The sequence below is a fragment of the Vibrio chagasii genome (assembly GCF_002954585.1).
GTDB classification, from domain to species: Bacteria; Pseudomonadota; Gammaproteobacteria; order Enterobacterales; family Vibrionaceae; genus Vibrio; species Vibrio chagasii_A.
This window is the reverse complement of the sequence record NZ_MSCI01000001.1, coordinates 275939-298448: the sequence shown is the minus strand read 5'-3', so window position 1 is coordinate 298448 and position 22510 is coordinate 275939. Positions and strand designations below refer to the sequence as shown.

The 22510-nt window shown below is 43.6% G+C and carries 21 protein-coding genes; 6 read left to right on the top strand and 15 right to left on the bottom strand.

Going from position 1 to position 22510, the window contains the following annotated elements; translation table 11 throughout:
• Positions 1-26: 26 nt before the first annotated feature.
• The 13 genes from BTO10_RS01415 to BTO10_RS01360 form a co-directional block, all read right to left on the bottom strand.
• Entirely contained in the window at positions 27-365 is a 339-nt protein-coding gene (locus BTO10_RS01415) for a DUF952 domain-containing protein (RefSeq protein WP_105023299.1), read from the bottom strand.
• 66 nt (positions 366-431) lie between these two features.
• The gene (locus tag BTO10_RS01410) at positions 432-755 is read right to left on the bottom strand and encodes a hypothetical protein (RefSeq protein WP_004739387.1); all 324 of its coding nucleotides are present in this window, start codon (positions 753-755) and stop codon (positions 432-434) included.
• 153 nt (positions 756-908) lie between these two features.
• Positions 909-1172, bottom strand: coding sequence for a DUF6404 family protein (locus BTO10_RS23885; protein ID WP_374955518.1), 264 nt, complete (start codon positions 1170-1172; stop codon positions 909-911).
• 370 nt (positions 1173-1542) lie between these two features.
• Positions 1543-1971: a bleomycin resistance protein gene (locus BTO10_RS01405; RefSeq protein WP_105023298.1), complete on the bottom strand. Its 429-nt coding sequence runs from the start codon at positions 1969-1971 to the stop codon at positions 1543-1545.
• A 15-nt stretch (positions 1972-1986) separates the two neighbouring features.
• A complete protein-coding gene (locus tag BTO10_RS01400; RefSeq protein WP_105023297.1) occupies positions 1987-2577 on the bottom strand; it encodes a GNAT family N-acetyltransferase in 591 nt (196 codons plus the stop codon).
• A 106-nt stretch (positions 2578-2683) separates the two neighbouring features.
• Positions 2684-3172, bottom strand: a complete 489-nt coding sequence (locus BTO10_RS01395; protein WP_105023296.1) for a GNAT family N-acetyltransferase — start codon at positions 3170-3172, stop codon at positions 2684-2686.
• 395 nt (positions 3173-3567) lie between these two features.
• Positions 3568-4026, bottom strand: a complete 459-nt coding sequence (locus tag BTO10_RS01390) for a hypothetical protein (protein ID WP_004739380.1) — start codon at positions 4024-4026, stop codon at positions 3568-3570.
• A 351-nt stretch (positions 4027-4377) separates the two neighbouring features.
• Positions 4378-4599: a hypothetical protein gene (locus BTO10_RS23630; RefSeq protein WP_258096948.1), complete on the bottom strand. Its 222-nt coding sequence runs from the start codon at positions 4597-4599 to the stop codon at positions 4378-4380.
• Between the two features lie 887 nt (positions 4600-5486).
• A complete protein-coding gene (locus BTO10_RS01380; protein WP_258096947.1) occupies positions 5487-6227 on the bottom strand; it encodes an alpha/beta fold hydrolase in 741 nt (246 codons plus the stop codon).
• 5 nt (positions 6228-6232) lie between these two features.
• A complete protein-coding gene (locus BTO10_RS01375; protein ID WP_004739374.1) occupies positions 6233-7537 on the bottom strand; it encodes a TRAP transporter large permease in 1305 nt (434 codons plus the stop codon).
• Positions 7538-7540: 3 nt separating this feature from the next.
• Positions 7541-8074 carry a TRAP transporter small permease gene (locus BTO10_RS01370; protein WP_004739372.1) on the bottom strand — a complete coding sequence of 178 codons (534 nt, stop codon included), beginning with the start codon at positions 8072-8074 and terminating at the stop codon, positions 7541-7543.
• 11 nt (positions 8075-8085) lie between these two features.
• Positions 8086-9075, bottom strand: a complete 990-nt coding sequence (locus BTO10_RS01365; RefSeq protein ID WP_105023293.1) for a TRAP transporter substrate-binding protein — start codon at positions 9073-9075, stop codon at positions 8086-8088.
• A 108-nt stretch (positions 9076-9183) separates the two neighbouring features.
• Entirely contained in the window at positions 9184-10194 is a 1011-nt protein-coding gene (locus tag BTO10_RS01360; RefSeq protein WP_105023292.1) for a D-cysteine desulfhydrase, read from the bottom strand.
• Positions 10195-10352: 158 nt separating this feature from the next.
• Between BTO10_RS01360 and BTO10_RS01355 the strand changes: the two genes are divergently transcribed.
• Positions 10353-11285, top strand: a complete 933-nt coding sequence (locus BTO10_RS01355; RefSeq protein ID WP_105023291.1) for a LysR family transcriptional regulator — start codon at positions 10353-10355, stop codon at positions 11283-11285.
• Between the two features lie 63 nt (positions 11286-11348).
• Here BTO10_RS01355 and BTO10_RS01350 read toward each other — a convergent pair whose 3' ends face one another.
• A complete protein-coding gene (locus tag BTO10_RS01350) occupies positions 11349-13913 on the bottom strand; it encodes a molybdopterin oxidoreductase family protein (protein WP_374955512.1) in 2565 nt (854 codons plus the stop codon).
• 524 nt (positions 13914-14437) lie between these two features.
• On the opposite strand from BTO10_RS01350, the gene nirB reads away from it, so the two are divergent.
• The 5 genes from nirB (at position 14438) to BTO10_RS01325 (ending at position 21939) form a co-directional block, all read left to right on the top strand.
• Entirely contained in the window at positions 14438-17020 is a 2583-nt protein-coding gene (gene nirB / locus BTO10_RS01345) for a nitrite reductase large subunit NirB (RefSeq protein ID WP_105023289.1), read from the top strand.
• Between the two features lie 127 nt (positions 17021-17147).
• Entirely contained in the window at positions 17148-17492 is a 345-nt protein-coding gene (gene nirD, locus BTO10_RS01340; protein WP_061031137.1) for a nitrite reductase small subunit NirD, read from the top strand.
• Positions 17493-17628: 136 nt separating this feature from the next.
• Entirely contained in the window at positions 17629-19098 is a 1470-nt protein-coding gene (locus BTO10_RS01335; RefSeq protein ID WP_105023288.1) for a NarK family nitrate/nitrite MFS transporter, read from the top strand.
• A gap of 128 nt (positions 19099-19226) precedes the next feature.
• Entirely contained in the window at positions 19227-21068 is a 1842-nt protein-coding gene (locus BTO10_RS01330; protein ID WP_258096944.1) for a bifunctional protein-serine/threonine kinase/phosphatase, read from the top strand.
• Positions 21069-21309: 241 nt separating this feature from the next.
• Positions 21310-21939, top strand: a complete 630-nt coding sequence (locus BTO10_RS01325; RefSeq protein WP_105023287.1) for an outer membrane beta-barrel protein — start codon at positions 21310-21312, stop codon at positions 21937-21939.
• Between the two features lie 90 nt (positions 21940-22029).
• Here the strand turns inward: BTO10_RS01325 and BTO10_RS01320 are convergent, their stop codons facing one another.
• A complete protein-coding gene (locus BTO10_RS01320) occupies positions 22030-22509 on the bottom strand; it encodes a hypothetical protein (RefSeq protein WP_004740260.1) in 480 nt (159 codons plus the stop codon).
• Position 22510 lies beyond the last annotated feature (1 nt).

Genomic DNA, 22510 nt, shown 5'->3' with positions numbered 1-22510 from the left:
ACAGAGCCGATAGGAATACTCGATTGTTACAGGTTTACTTTTAGCGCACCTGACGAATCCGCGACTAACTTTATTGTTCTAATCACGGCTTGCTTAGAAAGTGGACTGTATAAATGTGGGTAGAGTGCCCCATCATCTTCAGTCCCTACTGGCGGCTCATCTCTTAAGTCTCTAGCAACCGCACTTTTGTCGATTTCTAGAAGGTAGGCTTGCGTCACTCCCACAAAGAAACAATCTACAATTTTTTGCAGTTGCTCTTCATAAGCAAGGTGGATAAAGCCTTCGTCCTTCAAGGAGTCGGGTTCATAGGTTTCTGCGCTTTGGTACTCTTTGTAATCACTTTCGGTCAGTAAGTGGTATAGCATTTTTATTTATCCTACTTTCTAAGACTTTGAGTCTATTTAAGCCGTTTAGCGGCCACCAAAGTACCTTCAAAGATCGAACTCAGAGTTATAGATTTTGAAAACATTGACTAAAGGTTCCTCCCAGCCGAGGGACTCTCTAAGCTGATCAACAATTGGTTTCACTTGGCTCTTTGCCACGTTGATTTCAATTTTTAATAGCGGGTAATTTTCAACTTTTCCTTTGCTCCCAAACACAGGCGTAGATCCATCAAGCGCTCGGTGAGACCCGGTAACTGACCCGATAGCCCAACAGTGGTCATAGTTTCCAATCCTGTCGACACCGGACTCATGTAAAGTGCTAAGAACTCGCTCTTGTTGTTCAGGCGTACAGAAAATCTCAAGTTTGTACATCTAATTTAAACTCCAAAATACCGTGTGTTTTGAATCACTCGGAGACCTCGCGAGGTGTTTTACAGCTTTCTAACACTGCAAAACTATTCTAACCACAAAGCCTAAAATTTCAGGTGTTGAGCTATGCTCTAAACCTTGTTGATAGGTTTGCGGTCATTCACCTAATGACTCCCAATCTGTTAGGTTTAACTGCTTCCTTCTTGTGGCGTAGAAGATTGACATAAGCAAGCCAAACAAAGCCCCGCATTGCAATGAATTATAGGCAGCTTCTAGCATAGATATCCCAATCTCATTCCACTCAAAAAACCATTCAAAACCCCACCATATAGGAGCGACATAGGCCAAACAAAACACAAAATTTGAGAAAAAGCCCTGATAGTAAGGTGGCCGTATGCGAAATCCAAGCGATCGCTGCACGTTGACGCTGTTTATAATTAAAATAGTTCGCCTACTAATAGCAACAGCTATCAAATTGACAATTAAGTCATTTAATAACAATACCTTAGCAAGGAGGCCGCATCATACACGACGAGAAACAGAAGTATTCATAATAACTCCAATCAAATGCAGAAACCGTATAAATATGTGTATTACTTATCATTTTGTCCATATACATCCTTGTCCAGACGGGAGCGTTGATTTTAGGTTTGTATGTGACGCGATGATGGATAAACGACGTGAGGCTCGATAGATAAAAGTTAGCGTTGCCGTGGCGAATGGAAAAACGCCGACAGAGTTGTCGGCGTTTAATGATCGATCTGACTAGTCTTAAAAACAATGAATGAACTCACTCCAAGCTCTTCGGTTTTTCTCCGAGGTGTTGAGTGAACCTTAACAAATAACCATCCGGATCTTGAAGAAGAAGCTCACGCTCCCCAGACAACTTTTCACCAATGTCATACCAAGTTTCTTTCAGCTCACGAAACAGGGGCACTTTGTGGGTTTGGAGACGTTTTACTAGAGGTTCTAAGTCACTTAATTCAATCTGAAAGTTCACACCTCGCCCCAAGGGAGCCTCAAGCTCGCCAGTGCTCCATCCTTCATCACTGATTTGCTCTAACATCATGTGCACATGCTCTTGTTCGAGATACACAAAATCAGGACTTTCACGCTTGATGCGAATAGAAAAACCAAGTACATCAACATAGAAGGCAAGTGAGCGCTCAAAGTTGCTAACAGATAGTTCAGGAACCATCGGATTCCAATAGTTTTCCATACGTACTTCCTTGTTTTAAGGCTCTTGTTGACTGAGTTTTTTCAGAAAGTCTTGCTTAACTTCTGGCCACTCTGAGTCAATAATTGAATACACTACCGTATCTCTTATCGAGCCATCCTTTAAGATCTGATGATTACGCAAGATACCGTCGAGGTTTGCTCCAAGTCCTTCAATCGCTTTTCGAGAGACGGTATTCCCAATATGAGTGCGAAACTCGACAGCAATAGCTTCATAGTGCTCAAACAATTGCCGTAGCAAAAGGTATTTACACTCTTTATTTATCAATGTTCCCCTAGCCGAATTTGAATACCAGGTATAACCAATTAACGCTCGTCTGTTTGGCCTATCAACGCCATAGTAACGGGTAGTCCCTACGACTTGATTGGTGGCTTTCACTCGCACCGCATAAGCTATATTACCGAGTACCATTTGAGCGATAGCATCAACAACGTATTGCTCCATTTTTTCTGGACTCGGGACATTAGCGAACCATAGCTTCCAATGCTCTCCGTCTTTCACGGCCTCGATTAGTTCAGGTACATGCCCTAGATTCAATGGCTCCAGAACAACATTGTCTCCTTCAATCCGGCTTTGCTCTATCCACATAACGTTCAATTCTCCTTTAATCGTTAACACTGTGTGAGAGGTGATTTATTGCTTTTTGTGCTCTGCCCTACTGCTTAGGGAATGAAAATAGTACTTAATTTGAAACCTAATCAGAGGCTGATTGATAAACGTTGTTTTCGATCAACGCTCCGAAAAACTCAAAAGTAAGAGAGCCTATTCGACTAAAACCTAAATGCTCATAAAAGCCATTGGATTCATTTTTAATCCACGTGTACAACCAATATTGGCGACCAAACTGGTCCTCCATGCTTTTTAACAGCTTTTTGCCTACACCTTTGCCTTTAAAAAGATTATCTACATAGAGCTTTTCAACTTCAAAACCACTTTCAGGCGTTTGATAATTCGATTCGAGATTAACCATTACATAACCATGTAGAATCTCATTCTCTTCACTAACCAAAACGCGGTATTTAGTGTTATTCAGTATTTCCAGGAAATAGTCTGCCGTGAACGCAGACAGTACATAGTCTGCATATTCGGTTTTTATTCCTTCTTGAGCGTATGTATCTAGCCAGACTCTAATAGAGAGTAGCGCTAATTTTGCACAGTCGTCTTTTGTCGCTTGCCTAACCATGCCCCCTCCATGACTCACGATTTGATAAAGAGTGATTGTGAGAATTTTCCCTAACACGCCCTACTAAACACTCCAACCATTGCTTAGCTAAGCCACTCTTTAATATGATAATTTTACTAAAAGCACACATCATACAGGATAAAAATCAGGAGCGTTTCCGATTACCCCAAACCAAACTCCTAAATAATGTGAATGTGTGTGTCGCTTATCAATTATCCACACACGTCTTTATCTCTGTATCAATAGCTAGTTCTAAGTTTCATGAAGCGTAACAGCAGGTGAACGACGTGAGGCTCGATAGATAAAAACTAGCGCTGCCGTGAAGAATGGAAAAACGCCGACAAAATTGTCGGCGTTTGGTTGTTTATCTAGCTAAATTACTACTATTTATAAAACTAGTATTTTCTACGATTAATAGTGAAGGTAACTTTTGCGTCTCCGGTTACAACATTGAAATAATCAAGTTTTCCGGTACAAATCGCACGATCTCGGTAACTTCTGCTCTCATTCTCTGCGATTACTTTTTGAGGCAACATAGTGCCTGTTCGCGGGTCGATTAAAGCAACAAAGCGGAAATGACAGCGAGGTGCGTCATAGACTGAACTATCACTATACTGATATTCAAAATCAACCAAGCGCACTACATTGGGGTAATTGCTAGAGACATTAAAACGGTCACTTGATTTAGCGATAATGGTATCTTGAGGGTTTGGTGAGTATCTAGATGTTTGATAATCTTTACTGGTTAATTCTACATCATAGATTCTAGATTCATTCTTAACCTCAACAGCAATATTAGCGAATGCAGAAGAACTTAAAAGTAAGGCTGAAGCAGCAAGTGCTCTTTTGAACATGGATTTGTCCTTAATATAATTAATTTTAATAATGACTTTTTAATTAATAATAAGTCGTAGATAAATACCTATTTTTACGTCACACAGGGGGAATCTTCGCTAGAATTTATTTCTAACTTAATTAAGTGTTCATATAGATAGGTAGCTAAGGCATGACGGAAAACTTAGGCTCTCTGATATAAGAGCCCAAATATATCCGTCTCACCAAATTTAAATTTGATATTATTTTTTGTTGGATGATAGCTTTAAGAAATTTAGTTAATACAGAAAGTCCACCCCTCCGTTATTATTTTTAAATTTGGGTTTTAGACCCTATCAAAACCTAATTATTTCGGCTGTTTACCACCCTTGTTATGCCTCATTTCCTAGTGACATTTCAGCAGCATCAACATTCGTGATGTAGACCCTAAAGTAGACAATAGAGCCAAATATCAATAAAACAGGGGACAAGATTGATGTGAGTATCCCTGTCGCTACTTCTAACACCGGATAAACCTCTCCGATATAACCAATCACGAAATTAAGGATAAAATTAAAGATACCCAGTAACATCGATATTTTAATCAACTTCATAGTGATACCTTTGGTATCTCGCCAACTTTTTTCCAACGCAAACAGCGGAGATTTATTATTTAGTACAGCTTCGAACTCTACGAAACTGTATCGTGCAGCTAGATATAACCCCGGGATAATCAGTGCAACGGTTCCAACTAAAACAATTAAAGAATAAATAATATAAACGTTCATGAGTCTGAACCAAACTCTCAGAGATACAGAACATTCAATATCATACCCATTGGTAGACGAAGCCATAAAATTGATAAAAGTAGCCATTAGATAAGTGTAAATAGAAGAATATACACATAGATATACCGCGTAGACCCAAAGGTTTTCTGATACATAAAATGAATGTTCAAGCCACATCCCTAAACATGACATCGTAATGATGAAACCACCAAAGATTTGAAATATGCTCTTAAAATTTGAGGAAGTGAAATGTAAGCATTCAGATAGAAGAGTTCTCATAACCTAGTCTTTATTTAATGTAATTTGAACAGGATTGATCACCCAATAAGCATTGGGCACTCCCGAGTCACCTCGCAAAGCAATCTCACCTCTGATTAAATTGACAAATAAGTCATTTAATAACAGCACCTTACGAAAACCCTGGCATCATACACCAGGAATAAATAGAAAGATTATATATATTTACACGCAAATAAAGAAACAGCGTGAATATGTGTGTCGCTTGTCATTTTTTATATAACTCCTCAGTCTAACCGAGGTATTCGTTCAAATTATTCATTTAGCATGATGATTGGTAAATATTATCAGGAATGTTCTTTAGAAAATAAAAACGCCGACAGAACTGTCGGCGTTTTTGGAATGGTCATTATACGTTAGAGACTAAAGCTTTCGTTCTTCAAATATCTTCTTTGCGATCAACCTGCGTCAGATAACTAACACACACTTTGTAGAAACTCTCCAAAAGCAACATTAAAGTGCAATGGCTTTTCTATATGGGCATTGTGAGCACAATCATTGATGACACACAAAGAACTATGTTCAATCCCTTCCCACAGCACTGATATCTGCTCACCCCAAGGATAAGTTCTATCTGAATCTGCCCAGATAATTAACACAGGCATTCGGTACTGAGGCACATAGGCTTCACCGTTCCAACCATTCATTGCGATAAGACCATTCAAGTAAGATTGAAACGAAACCTTTTCTGCTAATTGCATCGACTGCTTGAGCACTTGAGGTTCAATCTGATTTTTAAACCAGCTAGATACCGCTCGCTGTTTACTGTCACCAAACGAAACGGCAGATGCATTTTTGATACTTTCTTGCAAAGGCTCAAATCTCCCTGGCAGCTCTCCTTTTGGTCCTGTTCCGTACAAGGTTAAACTGACCACTTGTTCAGCCCAGCGATGTCCAATTTGCTGAGCGACCATTCCTCCCATCGAATGTCCGATTAAGTGGAAACGCTTGATGCCAAGAAGTGCAACTTGCGACATCACATCTTCCGCCATCTCTCGAATGGTATCAAAAGCAGTCTCGCTGGAACGTTCTCCAAAACCTTTCAGGCAAATCGGCACAACTTGAATGTTCTTTTCCAAATGTGAGAGTTGAGAAGTCCAATATTCAGGACCACTTAGAAAGCCGTGAATCATAACCAATGGTACATTAGCGTTCATCGTCATTACCCCATCACATTTGGTAGCCAAACAGCTAGCTCAGGGAAAACGACCATAAGTACTATCAAGAATATAAGAGCACCAATGAACGGTAAGCATCCTTTGATAACGTCGATAATCGTTAAACGATCTTTCTCAATAGATTGAATCACATACAGGTTCAAACCTACCGGAGGCGTCAATACAGCGACTTCCATCGTGATTGTGTAAATGACACCGAACCAAATAAGATCAAAGCCAGATGCTTGAATCAGTGGGAATAAGGTTGGCAGTGTAATGAAAGTCATTGAGACCGGTTCTAAGAACATCCCCAAAATAATGTAGAACAGGATAATCAAAGCAAGCGTTGTGTATGGAGATAGCTCTAATGACGTAAACAGACTAGTGAACTCTTGTGGTACTTGATAGTAAGTCATCACAAATCCAAATAGCACGCCAGAAGAAAGCAACAAGCCCAAGTACCCCATTGTCTTCATGGTGGCTTTGATTGACTCAAAGAACCCTTTCATATCCATGCCACCTATAGTCATCGCGAGTAACAAAGTGATGACACAAGAGACACCAGCAGCTTCGGTAGGCGTTGCTATCCCTGCATAGATAGAAACGGTAATGATAAGACCGATAACAATAACAGGAATGACAGCACTTAGTGCGAGCCCCCACGGAATACTCTCACTGTCGTCAGCTCCTGGAACAGAACCTTTTTGTAATACGCTCCAACCTTTAATGATAAGGAAGAAGAAAGAAACCAAAATTAACCCAGGAACTACGCCAGCAATAAATAGTTGTCCGATGGACTGGTCTGTAACAATGCCATAAAACAGAAGTATCAAGCTTGGCGGCAGCAAAACGCTGAGCGTACCACCAGCCGCAAGCACACCACTGGCTAGCTTTTTGTCGTAGCCAAGGTCTAACATTGCAGGAAGCGCAACACCACCAATAGTCAATGAACCCACCATGCTAGAGCCACATACAGCACCAAACCCAGCACACGCCCCTACACTTCCGTAAGCCGCTGAGCCCGTGATCGGTACCTTACTATGCATAAACCAATAGAGGTTGGGTCCTATATTTGAACGCCCTATTAATTCCCCAAGAAGAACAAAAAGAGGGACTGACAACAGAACATAGTCGACCCATACTCCCCACATTTTTAGCTCAGCCGTAACCAGCGTTGTAGAGAAGGACTGAATTGAAAGCAGGAACGGAACAGACGCGCCCGCAAGTGCGAATGGGATTGGCAACCCCATTACAATAAATAGAATTAGTAGCCCCATTAAGCCGAGACCAACTTCATACCACTCAAGCATATATTATTCTCCGAGCTTTACTTGGGGCACAGGAGTTGCGCCACGAACCGACTCAAGCTTATATATGATTGAGTCATAGAGTTTTAAAATTGAAACCAAAGATAAATTGAGTAAAGAAACGAAGACTCCAGCCCAGAAGTAATATTTAGGCCACAGTAATATCTCTGATGCGGCAAGCGACACATAAGACTTAGAAAACCCTTTGAATGCTGCCAGAGCGAAGAAAACTGAAATCGCCATCATCAAGAAGTTGTTCGCTATCTCCAAGCTCTCCCTTTTCCCTGTTGATAATTGGTCGATAAAGATCGTTACCTTTGGAAATGCATCCGCTTTAAGTGCGTATGAGAGGCCAACAAAAGCCAATGGCACTAACATCAGAGCAGTCGCTTCCGTAACCATTCCATCAGGACTACCTATTACGTATCTCATGAACACGCCATAGGTAATCCAGAAAGCTTGAACAATCACGATTGCACCGCCGCAGTAGAGCAAGACATTCGTAGACGTATCCAAAGCCTTTCTGAATTTACCTTTCATAGTGTCGTCCCCTAGATTGAGTTCGCAGCAAAGAGGTCTTTCATCTTGAATGAAAGCGGCGCGCCACAATCTTTGGTCAGTTCACCTTCCCAAGATGAAGAAATGTCGGAAACTAATTTCAATTTCTGCTCTGAGGTAAGTTCTAGAACCGTACCACCTGCCTGTTTGGCTTCGGCAATACGTTCATCTACCCACTGTTCATATTTAGGCTTTAACCAAGCTTCGGTCTCCTGAGCAGCCTCCATTAGCGCTTTCTGATCTGCTTTTGAAAGTGAATCAAACCGATCTTTGTTCATCATGTACATGATGTTGCCGTAAAAAATGCCCGCATCGACCATATGCGGCATTACATTCCAAAGCTTCCATGAGCTGTAAGTTGCTACGCCCATGTTAATGCCATCGACAACACCACGTTCCGCAGATTGGAACACTTCTTTAGGGGAAATAAACACGGGTTTTCCTCCCCAACCTTCAATCATTTGGCTCACTAGTGGGCCAACAGAGCGAACCAATTTTCCGTTTAAATTCGAAAACTCTTCAACAGAATTGACCTGCTTGTTGAACCACCACTCTTGGTCATAAGAATAATTCGAGTTCATAAGAGGAACTAAACCGTTCTTGTTCGCTTCAGGAGTAATGAGTTCACGATATTTCGAGTCCATCGCTAACTGCCCGCTCAAATCAACGGCTGATGGATATAATGAAGTGGTTCGATAACATGAAAGGCGATTGTCAGCGCTAATCCAACTTATATCAGCGACTCCACCTTGAACCGCATCCACGCCCTCACTCCAACCATGCAATGTTGACGAAGGGTAGATTCTGACTTTTAGGTTTCCGTTAGACTTTTCTTCCGCTATTTCTGCAAACTTTTTAAATCCTTCGTACCTAATATCGGATTCATTCACATAAGTAGAAAGCCTAATTACTTCTTTGCTCATTGCATTAAAAGAAAGTAATCCACCAATAACTAAACTGGCTAGTTTGATTGAATTTTTCATGTAATCTCCATTTACAGCATTTCATTAAATCTTTATCACTATCAGCATTGATTACTAACAGTCACGACCAACGAGTGAGGTATGATTGAAAAGTCTCACACATAAACGCTACTCGTAATTAGGAAAGTCAAAGCTATCGCGGTAACCAAACAATGCTTGTGCACCACCAGTGTGAACAAAAACGATGTTCTCGCCTTTCTTGAAGTGACCTTTTCGCACTAAGTCAATCAACCCAGCAGCACCTTTGCCTGAATACACAGGATCTAGCAAAATGCCTTCATAGCGTGAGAACATGTTGATAGCTTCGATTGTTGAAGGAGCGGGAATCCCATAGCCTTCGCCAACGTAATCACAATTCGCGACCACATCTTCACGTTTAACCGCATGTACCGCGCCCAAATGTTCTGCTGTGCGTTCTGCGAGTTTAAAAACGTTGCCCTCTTGTGTTGGCTTGTCGACACGAACGCCAACACCAAGCACAGGAATTTGGCTATTCGTTAAGGCAAAACCCACCACCAAGCCAGCTTGAGTACCAGCACTGCCAGTTGCATGAACAACATGATCAACTTTAAGATTTTGGTCATTGCTCTGTTTTAGAATTTCGAGAGCGCAGTTCACGTAACCAAGTGCACCAATGTGGTTTGAGCCACCACCTGGGACGATGTATGGCTTCTTGCCCTCTGCACGTAACGTTGCAGCGACATCTTCCATTGCAGCATTCATATCTGTACCACCTGGGTACTTAGATAATTTTGCGTTGAACATCTGATCAAGCATCACGTTACCGTTGAACTTGTAGTCTGGGTCTTCACTTGAAGTGCGGTCTTCAAGTAAAACGTAACAGTCCATATTCAGTTTTGTTGCGATGGCCGCTGTTTGGCGAGCATGATTCGATTGCGTCGCCCCCTGAGTAATGATGGTGTCCGCCCCTTGCTCAACCGCATCAGCCATAAGAAACTCAAGCTTTCTAGTCTTGTTTCCGCCTCCTGCAAGGCCAGTACAGTCATCTCTCTTGATCCAAATATTTGGTCCATCGAGTTCCTTGCTCAGGTTTTCCATCAATTCTAATGGTGTATTTAAGTGAGCAAAGTTCAAACGAGGATAGCGCGCTAAATGCATTTCAATTCTCCTGACATTGTTTAGTTAACGATTTGTTAAACACACAATTACAGTAGCCTGTGATATCGCTCGAAAGATAATGCTTTTTGCTAATAGGGGTGTTAACTTTTGTTTAACACAATTGTTGATTTTTAAAATTTTGGACAAGGATCAGTTACATGGATTTGAAATGGATCGAAGACTTTCTATACCTTTCTCAATACGGTAGTTTTGCCAAAGCAGCCAAAGCAAGAAACATCACTCAGCCAGCTTTTGGCAGAAGAATCAAGCTATTAGAGGAATGGATAGGAACTGACCTTGTCAATAGAAATACTTACCCTGCGACATTCACTAAAGCGGGCTTTCGGTTTCTCAAACACGCAAATGACCTCAAACAACAGATCGACTTCGCTCGGCTAGAAACCGTGAGGGAAGTTAACAATAATGAAACAAAAGTCACATTTCATACTCAGCACTCTTTGTCCGAATATGTCGTCAATAAGATGATCAATGAATATACCGATGCGTTTAAAACGACCTTGGTTTATGTCAGCCCAAACAACTTACATGACTCGGTACAAGCATTTATAGACAACCGTTCTGACTTCCTAATTGGTCTATCTTTTAAAGGGAGTCGACTTTACGTACCCAATCCGGAGGTCGAGTCAGTGACAATCGGGCATGAGTGCCTCATACCTGTTGTTGCCACCCAAGGTGATGGCTCTGCTCTGTTCAGAGATTGCAAAAGCTCTCGCGTCCCTCTTCTTAGTTACCCATCAAATACCTTCTTTGCACAAGTATTAGAAAAACACGGTTCGATAGCTCAAAGCCTATGTACCTTTGATGTCGTATACGAGAATGCTGTTACACACTCCCTTAAATCAATGGTGCTATCTGGCCACGGTGTAGCTTGGTTGCCAGAAGGATTTGTCCAAGAAGAACTCGATCAAGGTTTGTTGATGAGGTTTTCAGAAACGATCTCTCCAATAACAGCAGAAATAAAGCTATACCGCTTCTCGACGGAGGAGATGACACAGGGCATGAGCAAGCTGTGGCAACATTTCAAGACCACCAATGGTGAGACAAAAACAGCGTCAGAAGCTTGCTGTTAGTTCTTTGTATGCTCCGTACCATTAGATAAGCCACCAAAGTGGCTTATCTTCTATCGAGCTCGCTTAACGTGCTAATGTACTCAAAAACTCAGCTTCAAACTCTTCATCAGCTTCTCGAGTGAGACATCCCACCAGCCAATCGATGCTTTGATGGTCGAGCTTACTGTTCACGACGAAGGCTTGCTTTACACCATATTGATCCAGCTTGGCTGAGCCGTAGTTTTTGAATGATTTATTACCATGGTAATGGAGTGACTTAATAGCTTCAGTGTTTGGCTCTGGTAAGGCATCGAGAGTATTAGCTAGCTGAATCACCAACTCCATTGGGTTCTTAGATGAAGAGATACGATACAGAAAACCGCCCTCCACTCTTTGGCGAACCCAGTAATCAAATCCGCCACAATCCATTACCTTGTCACTGACCAAGGCGGCTTCACTGCGATAGCCACACGGCTCTACCACGACAGGTGTGTGTTTAAATTCAGGCTGGCCTGAAGCTGCATCGGTATGAGGCAAGATCAGGTCACACGGCTTGCTGTCTTTCGCGGTCGGCGCATTCCAGTGAATTGGCATAAACACCTGTTCACGACGCATCTCTTTGGTTACGACTAAGCGGGCTTGGCATTCACCTTGTGCGCTGCGCACTTTCACTACCGGATTAATAGTGGCGTGGTTGAAGACATCTAGCCCAAATTCATCTAAGCCAAGCTCTGCAACGGTATCTGGGTGCATGGCAACAAAAGGCTCTGGTGTGTGTTCGCCTAAGCCAGCCGCCAAGCCAGTGCGGCTCATGGTGTGCCACTGGTCTCTAATTCGACCTGTGTTCATAATGAGTGGGAATTCAACACTGGTATCGGCAATCGGCTTATCATGTTCAACCGCAATAAACTGAGCCTTACCCGACTCAGTAAAGAACTCACCATTGGTGAACATACGCTGCTCGATGATCTCTGGTTGATATTCCATTACTGGCCATTGCTGCGGAGTCAGCTCGCCATAGCCTTGTTCGTCTAGTTTTGTTAATCCAATTAAGCACAGGTCACGCGCTTTGCCCGTTTCGTTTCCGAGCGCTGTCATCTTGCAATACTCTTTAAATATCTGACCTTCGTGGCGGTAATCAAACTGGTCTTTGAATCCCATTTTTTGTGCGACTTCTTTTAAAATCCACCAATCTGGCTTGGCTTCTCCAGGGCTCGGTAATACGCGGCGTTGGCGTGAGATTCGACGCTCAGAGTTGGTTACAGTACCAGACTTTTCGCTCCACCCCTGTGCAGGCAGCACTACATCTGCCAGACGTGTGGTCTCCGTATCGGCAATACAGTCCGACACCACCACAAACGGGCACTTCTCTAATGCAGTTTTGATTTTTTCGCTATCAGGCAGGCTCACGACTGGGTTAGTCGCCATGATCCACACCGCTTTTATCTTGCCTTCCTTCATGGCATCAAACAGATCGATGGCTTTTAGACCCGCATAGGTTGCTAAGTTATCCGTCTGCCAAAATTCGCTCACGATTCGATATGACTGTGGATCACCAAACTCAAAGTGCGCTGCTAGAGTATTGGCTAAGCCGCCCACTTCACGTCCACCCATCGCGTTCGGTTGGCCTGTAACAGAGAATGGCCCCATACCCGGCTTACCGATTTTGCCAGTCGCTAAATGGCTGTTGATAATGGCGTTTACCTTATCGCACCCTTGTGTGGATTGGTTTACGCCTTGAGAATAGATGGTGAGTACTTTCTCGTTAGATGCGAACAAATGATAGAACTGTTCGAGTTGTTGCTCGCTAAGCCCTGTCAGTTCAGGAACGCTTTTTTTGCCCCAACCTGATTCGGTATAGCGGTAATCTGTAGCGGTTCGGATCGCTTCAGTAAACCCTTGGGTGTGATTTTCAATGTAATCAGAGTCCAGCTTGTCGTTATCATCTAGGTAAGCCAACAAGCCATTGAATAGTGCGACATCAGAGCCAGATTCCAATGCCAAGTGCATATCGGCAATTTCACAGGTATCGGTGTAGCGCGGGTCAATGACGACCACTTTCATGTCTGGATTGGCTTGTTTGGCTGCTCGCAGGCGCTGGAAAAGAACCGGGTGACACCAAGCCAGGTTTGAGCCAGTGATAACAACGACTTCGGCTTGCTCTAGATCTTCATAACAAACGGGAACAGTATCAGTACCGAACGCGCGTTTATGCCCAACCACGCTAGATGCCATACAAAGGCGAGAGTTACTGTCGATATTGGCGCTACCGATAAAGCCCTTCATCAGCTTGTTTGCCACATAGTAATCTTCAGTCAGTAGTTGCCCTGACACATAAAAGGCGACAGAGTCCGGGCCATGCTCTTCTATCGCTTGTTTGAACTTATCAGCCACCAGCTGAGATGCGCGATTCCAAGGCAGAAGTTGTTGTCCGCTTGCGACTCTTTGCATCGGCTGAGTTAAACGACCGATTGGCGTTACGGTGTCTCCCAGTGCTGCGCCCTTTGTACACAACTTGCCATAATTCGATGGGTGGTCTTTATCGCCACGTACTTCTAATTTCCCCGAAGCAGTTGGCCTTACTTCAATGCCACAACCTACGCCACAGTAAGCACACGTTGATTTGATCCAATCCTTGTTTGAACTCATCACTCTTCCCTCGTGCAATGTTCTTTTTATTGTTTCCACCGTTCTAACAGAGCGTCTTTTCTTACTCACTCTTCGCGATGAAAATTTCTCTTTTTTAATAAAGCAATTTACGCACCACTATTCACCCCAATAACGCACATTAAAATCTTCCTTAAAATACAGCCACTTAAATAAGGTTCAATTACAAGAAATAAGGTTACCTCAGTCCAATCAAATAAATATTGAGATATTTGCACCATGTTGATCAATTTTGCACCACAAAGGCTCATTTTCATAAATATCCCACTCAGAACATCTACCACTTTAGGGTTAGTTAACCATTTTGTGATTTACACAATCAATTGATTTTATTTGATTTAATTATTTTTATTGATCGCCTTTTTTATCTGGCACCCTACTTGCTCCCATAAATACCAACAACCCAAAATTTACAGTTTTTAAGTTCATTGGAAGATCAGCACATTATCCATCAGAGAGTGGGCAGTTTTAGAAACGCTAGGAAGCCAGCAAAAAAGGAATTTACTATGAGCAAACAAAAGATTGTCGTCGTTGGTAATGGCATGGTTGGCCACAAATTTATCGACAACATTATTCAAGCTGACTCAGACCAATATGAAGTCATCACTTTTAGTGAAGAATCACGACTTGCTTATGACCGTGTTCAGCTCACGGCCTACTTTAACGGTAAATCAGCCGACGACTTGTCTTTGACGAGTGAAGCTTACTACCAAGAAAATGGCGTCAAATACCTAATCAATGCCAAAGTCACTGAGCTGGATACCGAAAATAAAGCGGTAGTGACTGACAATGGTCACCGTGAAAGCTACGACAAACTGATTCTCGCAACAGGCTCATTCCCGTTCGTACCACCAATTCCAGGCAACGACCAAGAACACTGTCACGTCTACCGCACTATCGAAGACCTTGATGCCATTGAACTATCGAGCAAGCAGAGTAAATCTGGCGTGGTTATCGGTGGTGGCCTACTGGGCTTAGAAGCCGCAAACGCAGTTAAAAACCTTGGCTTAGAAACACATGTCGTAGAGTTTGCGCCTCGCTTAATGGCAGTTCAACTCGATGACGGCGGCGGCGCCCTACTTAGACGCAAAATTGAAGACCTAGGCGTACAAGTTCATACCGAGAAAGCGACCTCTGAGATTGTAGAGGGTGAAAATGCTCGCTACCGCATGAACTTTGCCGATGGCTCTCACCTTGAAACCGACATGATCGTGTTCTCTGCCGGTATTCGCCCTCAAGATGCTCTGGCTCGTAGCTCTGACATCGAGATTGGCGAGCGTGGCGGTATCGTGATTGATGATTACTGCCAAACCAACATCGATGATGTCTACGCGATTGGTGAGTGTGCACTGTGGGACAACAAGATCTTTGGTCTCGTGGCTCCGGGTTACTCAATGGCGAAAGTCGCAGCAAGCCATATTCTTTCCAATGGCGAAGATGAGAGCAGCTTTACGGGTGCCGATATGAGCACCAAGCTCAAGCTTCTGGGTGTAGACGTGGCCAGTATTGGTGAAGTGCATGGTAAGACCGAAGGCGCACAGTCTTACACCTACAACGATGAAATTGAACAAGTTTATAAGCGCTTAATTGTTTCTGCTGATGGCAAGAAGATCGTCGGTGCCGTGTTAGTCGGTGACGCTGAAGCCTATGGTTCACTGCTGCAAATCAAGCAAAACGATATGCCTTTGCCAGAGAACCCATCGGTATTGATTCTACCAAACCTTGCTGACGATTCTGGCAGCGCCATGGGTGTTGAAGCGCTTCCAGACAGTGCTGTAATTTGTTCATGTTTTGACGTCACCAAAGGCGACATCAAACAAGCCGTTTCTGCAGGCTGCACCACAATGGCAGCGCTGAAAGAATCGACCAACGCTTCGACCGGGTGTGGTGGCTGTTCTGCCCTTGCTAAACAAGTATTAGATAGCGAATTGAGCAACCTGGGTGTCGAAGTTTCTAACGACATCTGTGAGCACTTTGCTTACTCTCGCCAAGAACTGACCGACATTATTCGCGTCAACAAAATCAAAACCTTCGATGAATTGCTTGAATCTCATGGTCAAGGACTCGGTTGTACCGTTTGTAAGCCGGCGGTGGGTTCTATTCTCGCTTCTTACTGGAACGACTACATCCTGAAAGATGAGCACATCGAACTGCAAGACACCAACGATATCTACCTTGGCAACATGCAAAAAGACGGTACCTACTCTGTGGTCCCACGTATTGCTGGCGGTGAAATCACACCAGACAAATTGATCGTGCTGGGTGAAGTGGCAAAAGAATACGACCTCTACACTAAGATCACTGGCGGTCAGCGTGTCGACCTATTTGGTGCACAACTTAATGAGCTGCCAGCCATCTGGAAAAAACTGATTGATGCAGGCTTTGAAACTGGTCACGCCTACGGTAAATCGGTTCGTACCGTGAAATCGTGTGTGGGTAGCACTTGGTGTCGCTACGGCGTCAACGACAGTGTTGGCCTCGCGATTAAACTAGAGAACCGCTACAAGGGCCTGCGCTCACCACACAAGATCAAATTTGCGGTATCTGGCTGTACTCGTGAATGTGCCGAAGCGCAATCAAAAGACATTGGTGTTATTGCGACAGATAAAGGTTGGAACCTATACGTCTGTGGTAATGGCGGCATGCGCCCTCGTCATGCTGACTTATTCGCGACCGACCTAGATGAACAAACTCTTATTCAATACATCGACCGCGTGTTGATGTTCTACACACGTACTGCAGACCGCCTACAACGAACTTCTGTTTGGATGGAGAACTTAGAAGGTGGCTTGGATTACCTCAAAGAGGTGGTGATTGAAGACAAACTCAATGTCGCCGCTGAACTTGAAGCCGACATCGCGCTCAACATCGAAAACTACCAGTGTGAATGGAAAACCACCATCGAAAACCCAGTCAAGATGAAGCGCTTCCAGCACTACATCAATAGCGATGAGATGGACTCTAGCCTGTCATTTATCAAAGAACGTGAACAGCGCTTCCCGAAGCCTTCGGTCAACACAGACCAAGAAGCAGAGCGTAATCAGGCATTAAGCAGCACTCAACAAATTGAAATTACGGAAGTCTCGTAGCCAGTTTGGTCGGTAGCAGATCCTTCGTTCTCGGCAATTCACTGCTAGCGACCTTCTTTCTTTACGACCTTCTTTTTTAAGAAATGGAACAAAATCAAAGACTCTATAAATTACCAAGGAGACTGTCATGGAAAACTGGACCACTGTTTGTTCTCAAGAGGAACTGTCACCCAATGCGGGTGTATGTGCCAAGGTGGCTGATCATCAAGTCGCTATCTTTTACTGCAAACGCAGTGACAAGCTTTACGGCCTTTCGAATTTCGACCCAGTAGGCAAAGCCAACGTTATGTCACGCGGCATTATTGGATCGTTAAGTGGAGAACCCTATGTGGCATCACCACTCTACAAGCAGCATTACCACCTAGAGACAGGTGCCTGTTTAGAAGAACCTGAACATGCCCTAACCCGTTTTGAAGTACGCAGGCAAGGTAACCAGATTCAAGTTCTGGCGCCAGAAGCCTTAGCGAGTTAGCTACCTAAAAGGTTGTACTTTCAAACTCACCCATTAACATGCCTTAGCCGCCTATAATTAACAGTCTAGGCAAGCTATGGAGTTGGCATGTGGACGGCTAGATAACTCTAGATTCCATATTTAAAGGATTTAATACATGGATAACTCAAAATTTTCGCTGCTTTCGTTTACCGGCAAGATGAAGGTCTTACACCTCAGCTGGATTGCCTTTTTTATCACCTTTGTGGTGTGGTTTAACTTCGCACCACTACTGCAGATGGTAAAAACCAGCCTAGGGCTAACCACTGAAGAGATCAAAACCCTTCTAATCCTAAACGTTGCCTTAACCATTCCTGCGCGTGTCGCGATTGGTATGCTCACCGACCGTTACGGTCCAAGACTTGTCTATTCCTCGTTACTCGCGATCTGTTCGATCCCGTGTTTCATGTTCGCACTGGCTGACTCTTTCATTCAAGCCGCCATTGCTCGTTTCCTACTTGGCTTTATCGGTGCTGGCTTCGTAGTTGGTATTCGATTGGTATCTGAATGGTTCCCACATAACGAACTGGGTACAGCAGAAGGTATCTACGGCGGTTGGGGTAACTTTGGTTCAGCGGCAGCAGCGTTCACTCTTCCAACTCTAGCATTAGTATTTGGTGGCGAAGATGGCTGGCGTTATGCGGTTGGTATCACCGGTGTAATGAGTTTATTGTTCTCTGTTGTGTTCTACAAAAACGTATCCGACACACCAAAAGGTTCTACTTACTTCAAACCTGCTCAAGTAACAGCAATGGAAGTGACGTCTAAGGGTGACTTTTTCTTTCTACTCTTCATGAAGATCCCTATGTACGGTGCACTTGCTCTGCTGGCTTGGAAACTGTCTCCATCAGGTATCGGTATGCTTTCAGACGCAGCGGTGTACGGTGTGTATGCGGTACTTGCTGCACTGTATGTGTATGAAGTAACTCAAGTTTGGAAAGTGAACAAGAACGTATTCAAAGAAGAAGTGCCAGAGATTCACCAGTACAAATTTAAGCAAGTTGCGGTGCTGAACGTTCTGTACTTCGCAACCTTTGGTTCTGAGCTAGCGGTAGTTTCTATGCTGCCTCTGTTCTTCTCTGAAACCTTTGAACTAACACCCGTTCTTGCAGGTATGGTCGCTTCGGCTTATGCCTTCATGAACTTGATGTCTCGCCCTGGTGGCGGTTGGATTTCAGACAAATTTGGTCGTAAACCAACCCTACTTATCCTAACGGCAGGTTTGGCTGTAGGTTACTTCGTTATGGGTCAAGTAGAGAGCACATGGCCAGTATGGCTAGCGGTTGTTGCGGCAATGGCATGTTCGTTCTTCGTACAAGCAGGTGAAGGTGCAGTATTTGCGACAGTACCTCTTATCAAACGCCGTATGACAGGCCAAATTGCAGGGATGACAGGTGCTTACGGAAACGTGGGTGCGGTAGTTTACCTAACCGTGCTTTCGTTTGTTAGCTACCAGACTTTCTTCCTTGTGATTGCTGCAACAGCGGTACTTGGCTTTGTGACTCTGATGTTCATGGAAGAACCCAATGGTCAGATCGCTGAAGTGAACGACGACGGGAGCGTAACCTTGATTAACGTATCGAGCTAATCACTCATTGAATCGGGAGAAGTAACCGGGCTGCGACACTTGGTTACTTCGTTCAAAGGCTCTCGTTATTACTGAGAGCTTTTGTTCTTTCTTCAAGTAACAATGAGCACCATAGGAGCAAGGACGTTATGACGCTTTCATTCAGTCAAACTCAAGACGCTACGCTAGAGCGGAGCCAGGCTGTGATACCAAAGGAACCACAAACCAAGGTTCAGAGTATTCACGCAGAGGCTAGCAATCAGTTAAAGCTCAATTTCGGCGGCTACTCACACCAAGGAATAAGAAACGAAAATCAAGACGCTATTATCGTTAAACACCCTCAGACCAGAGCGGAACATGAGTTCAAAGGGAGTGTTGCCTGTATTGCGGACGGAGTAAGTTGCAGCGAACAAGGGCAAAAAGCCAGCCATACCAGCGTGATGCAGTTCATTACTGACTATTACACGACTCCTGAAAGCTGGAGTATTCAACGCTCTGCTCAAAAGGTTCTGACTTCACTCAATTCTTGGCTGTTCAATGCCTCTTATTCCGGTCTTGATGACGAAAAACAACTCGCGCACAACAATATGGTGTCGACCTTTAGCGCAGTGATTCTCAAATCAAACACAGCGCATATTTTCCATGTGGGTGACAGCCGCATCTACTTAGTTCGTGGCGGTGAAATTCAGCAGTTAACTCGAGATCACACCCGAAAAAATCTGGTCAATACCCACTACCTCACTCGTGCTTTAGGCATGGACAACCAACTCAACGTCGATTACCAAACTGTGCCCATCAAAGCGAAAGATCGCTTTATTCTTACAACGGATGGCGTGCATGAATTTGTTGATGAATCCGATCTAATGGAAGCGGCCTCAAATCAACTCGACTTTGAGCTCGCCACGCAAACCGTTTGTAATAAAGCACTATCTAAAAACAGCAAAGACAATGTGAGTTGCTTAATGCTTGAAGTGGCTCAGCTCCCTAAGCCTTCTCTAATTGAGTTTCATGAAAAGCTCGCGACCCGAGTTATCCCTCCCGTGCTCAAACTTGGGCAGATGATCGACCAGTTTCAGGTCCTAGAAGTGCTCTATTCTGGAACGCGCAGCCATGTGTATCGAGTAATACAAACTCAGACGCAAACCGAGTTCGTCATTAAAGTGCCTTCTCTGCAATATCGCGATGATCCCGCCGAGCTCAAAGCCTTCTATAACGAACAATGGGCAGGGATGCTACTGAACAACAAGCGCATCATGAAGGTGTACCCGACCGATGAGACGTCGCAGTTTCTCTACCAAGTGTGTGAAATGGTTGAAGGCGTGACGTTAAGACAATGGATGTACGACAATCCTAAAACGAATCTGCCTGAAGTCCGCACTATTCTTGAGAAGATCGTTCAAGGCATTCGTGTATTACAACGTGCCGATATGGTGCACCGCGATCTCAAACCTGAAAACATCATGTTACTGCCAAACGGTGATATCAAACTTATCGACTTAGGAGCGGTACTCATTCGCGGAATTGAAGAAGGATTACCTTTTGAAGAAGATGCTGTGCCACTCGGAGCGGTAAATTACATCGCACCAGAGAGCATTAAGCAGAATGTTGCGACAACACGCTCGGATCTGTTCTCTGTTGGTGTCATCGGCTATGAAATGCTGGCAGGGCAACTGCCTTATCCAGAAATGACACCACGCTCACTCATGCAATCTCGCCATCACCAATGGCAATACCGCCCGATAACTCAACACCGCTCCGATATTCCTGCCTGGTTTGATCTGGTACTAAACAAAGCCTGTGCTGAACACCCGAGCGAACGATACAGTGTGCTTGGAGATTTTATCTCAGATCTATACACACCGAATTCAAAATTAGTAAAACGTAAAACCAAGCAACCGCTGCTCGACCGTCATCCACTCCAGTTTTGGAAGGTACTTGCCCTACTTTTAGGCTTAGTAGCGCTGGTTGAGTTTGGAATCTTGATTCAGTAGCAATATCCATTGCTAATTGATAGAAAAGAGCGAAAAATTAAAAGTTGAAGTATTTCAATAACTTAAAAAGATAAAAAGCTAAATACTTATCAAGACAAGCACTTTAGCTTTTTTTCTGTCCTATTCCGCACAATTCGCTTCTCCTTTCCTCCCCTAGCCTCTAACTTGAGTATCAATTCACCAAGACGTGAAAAACAATAACAACAAAGTTAACTCTCAGCCTTTTTACTAGGAGCCAATGATGCTTAATAAAACAACACCACTTTTTGCTTTTGCCATTCTAGCCACAGCGACAACGTTCAACGCCAACGCCGCTGCGAACTACGAACCGTTTATCGGTATTGATGTTGGTTCACGTTTAAGTGGACAAATGGAATCAGAGTCGACGTATTACGGGACTAAAAGCGAGAAAGACCTTTCTTCATCAATGGTATTTGGCGTTGAAGGTGGTATGACAATCAATCAAACTCATCAAATTAGTATTGGTTATGATTACCGTGGTACCAGTATCGAGAATAATGAAAATAGCGAAGGCAGCGATGATGATCTTGAAGTAGGCACACTATTCACTAAATACAACTACATCGTGCCTATTACACAAAAACTCGCTTGGACATTGGGTGGTAAATTGGGTTATGAGATGTTCAACGCTGACTATGATGCAGATGACCTAAACGGAATCATCCTTGGTGCTCAAACAGGACTGAACTACCGCTTTCAGAGTTGGAGCATAGGTACAGAAGTAAACTACGTTTACCACACTAATGAACTTGAAGCTAAATGGACAGAAGAAGACGGTAGTAGCTACAAAGATACCCTCAAAGTGGGTGATGAGTGGTTATTAATGGCAAACGTGAAATACCACTTCTAACACAGATAGAGTTGATCCCATTATCTCCCGCTTAGCCGGGAGATAACATTTATTTGGGCTTTGTATTTAATGAGGTAAATCTATAGATTGCTATTGCCTAACTCGGCTTAGCATCAAGTAGTTCCGCTCTCTCGAAATGACATCGACTCCTTGTCCGTGATAAATCAATTCGTTTTTCGAAGTACCCGACAGGAACATTGTGGTATAACTCGCGGCTTGGTAACCATCTAATACTTCAGTGGTTTGAATAGCTTCAGTATTGTAAGAAAACTCAAACTCGCCATCGAAAGATTTGGTTATTTTCCCGTCCACTGAAAAAAGTGCGACGCCTTCTAAACCATCCCCTTCTATCGATATCGTTGACTCTATACGGCTTCGATACAAATCAACCTCAATTCTTTCTCTCCACACATGCATATCATCAGAATATTGTTGTACCTCAGTAATATACCTGCCATTAAGCAAAAGCTTTTTACTGAGCACGTAAAGTGACGCACCATAAAGAGCAACGGAAGCAATCAGAAGAGCGATCCAAGGTTTTAAGCTAGATTTTAAGCTAAGTTTTATCAAA

Bases quoted from the DNA above. Each gene is read 5' to 3' on its own strand.
- BTO10_RS01415 (WP_105023299.1), bottom strand. From the start codon at position 365: ATGCTATACCACTTACTGACCGAAAGTGATTACAAAGAGTACCAAAGC.
- BTO10_RS01410 (WP_004739387.1), bottom strand. From the start codon at position 755: ATGTACAAACTTGAGATTTTCTGTACGCCTGAACAACAAGAGCGAGTT.
- BTO10_RS01405 (WP_105023298.1), bottom strand. From the start codon at position 1,971: ATGGAAAACTATTGGAATCCGATGGTTCCTGAACTATCTGTTAGCAAC.
- BTO10_RS01400 (WP_105023297.1), bottom strand. From the start codon at position 2,577: ATGTGGATAGAGCAAAGCCGGATTGAAGGAGACAATGTTGTTCTGGAG.
- BTO10_RS01395 (WP_105023296.1), bottom strand. From the start codon at position 3,172: ATGGTTAGGCAAGCGACAAAAGACGACTGTGCAAAATTAGCGCTACTC.
- BTO10_RS01390 (WP_004739380.1), bottom strand. From the start codon at position 4,026: ATGTTCAAAAGAGCACTTGCTGCTTCAGCCTTACTTTTAAGTTCTTCT.
- BTO10_RS23630 (WP_258096948.1), bottom strand. From the start codon at position 4,599: ATGAAGTTGATTAAAATATCGATGTTACTGGGTATCTTTAATTTTATC.
- BTO10_RS01380 (WP_258096947.1), bottom strand. From the start codon at position 6,227: ATGAACGCTAATGTACCATTGGTTATGATTCACGGCTTTCTAAGTGGT.
- BTO10_RS01375 (WP_004739374.1), bottom strand. From the start codon at position 7,537: ATGCTTGAGTGGTATGAAGTTGGTCTCGGCTTAATGGGGCTACTAATT.
- BTO10_RS01370 (WP_004739372.1), bottom strand. From the start codon at position 8,074: ATGAAAGGTAAATTCAGAAAGGCTTTGGATACGTCTACGAATGTCTTG.
- BTO10_RS01365 (WP_105023293.1), bottom strand. From the start codon at position 9,075: ATGAAAAATTCAATCAAACTAGCCAGTTTAGTTATTGGTGGATTACTT.
- BTO10_RS01360 (WP_105023292.1), bottom strand. From the start codon at position 10,194: ATGCATTTAGCGCGCTATCCTCGTTTGAACTTTGCTCACTTAAATACA.
- BTO10_RS01355 (WP_105023291.1), top strand. From the start codon at position 10,353: ATGGATTTGAAATGGATCGAAGACTTTCTATACCTTTCTCAATACGGT.
- BTO10_RS01350 (WP_374955512.1), bottom strand. From the start codon at position 13,913: ATGAGTTCAAACAAGGATTGGATCAAATCAACGTGTGCTTACTGTGGC.
- nirB (WP_105023289.1), top strand. From the start codon at position 14,438: ATGAGCAAACAAAAGATTGTCGTCGTTGGTAATGGCATGGTTGGCCAC.
- nirD (WP_061031137.1), top strand. From the start codon at position 17,148: ATGGAAAACTGGACCACTGTTTGTTCTCAAGAGGAACTGTCACCCAAT.
- BTO10_RS01335 (WP_105023288.1), top strand. From the start codon at position 17,629: ATGGATAACTCAAAATTTTCGCTGCTTTCGTTTACCGGCAAGATGAAG.
- BTO10_RS01330 (WP_258096944.1), top strand. From the start codon at position 19,227: ATGACGCTTTCATTCAGTCAAACTCAAGACGCTACGCTAGAGCGGAGC.
- BTO10_RS01325 (WP_105023287.1), top strand. From the start codon at position 21,310: ATGCTTAATAAAACAACACCACTTTTTGCTTTTGCCATTCTAGCCACA.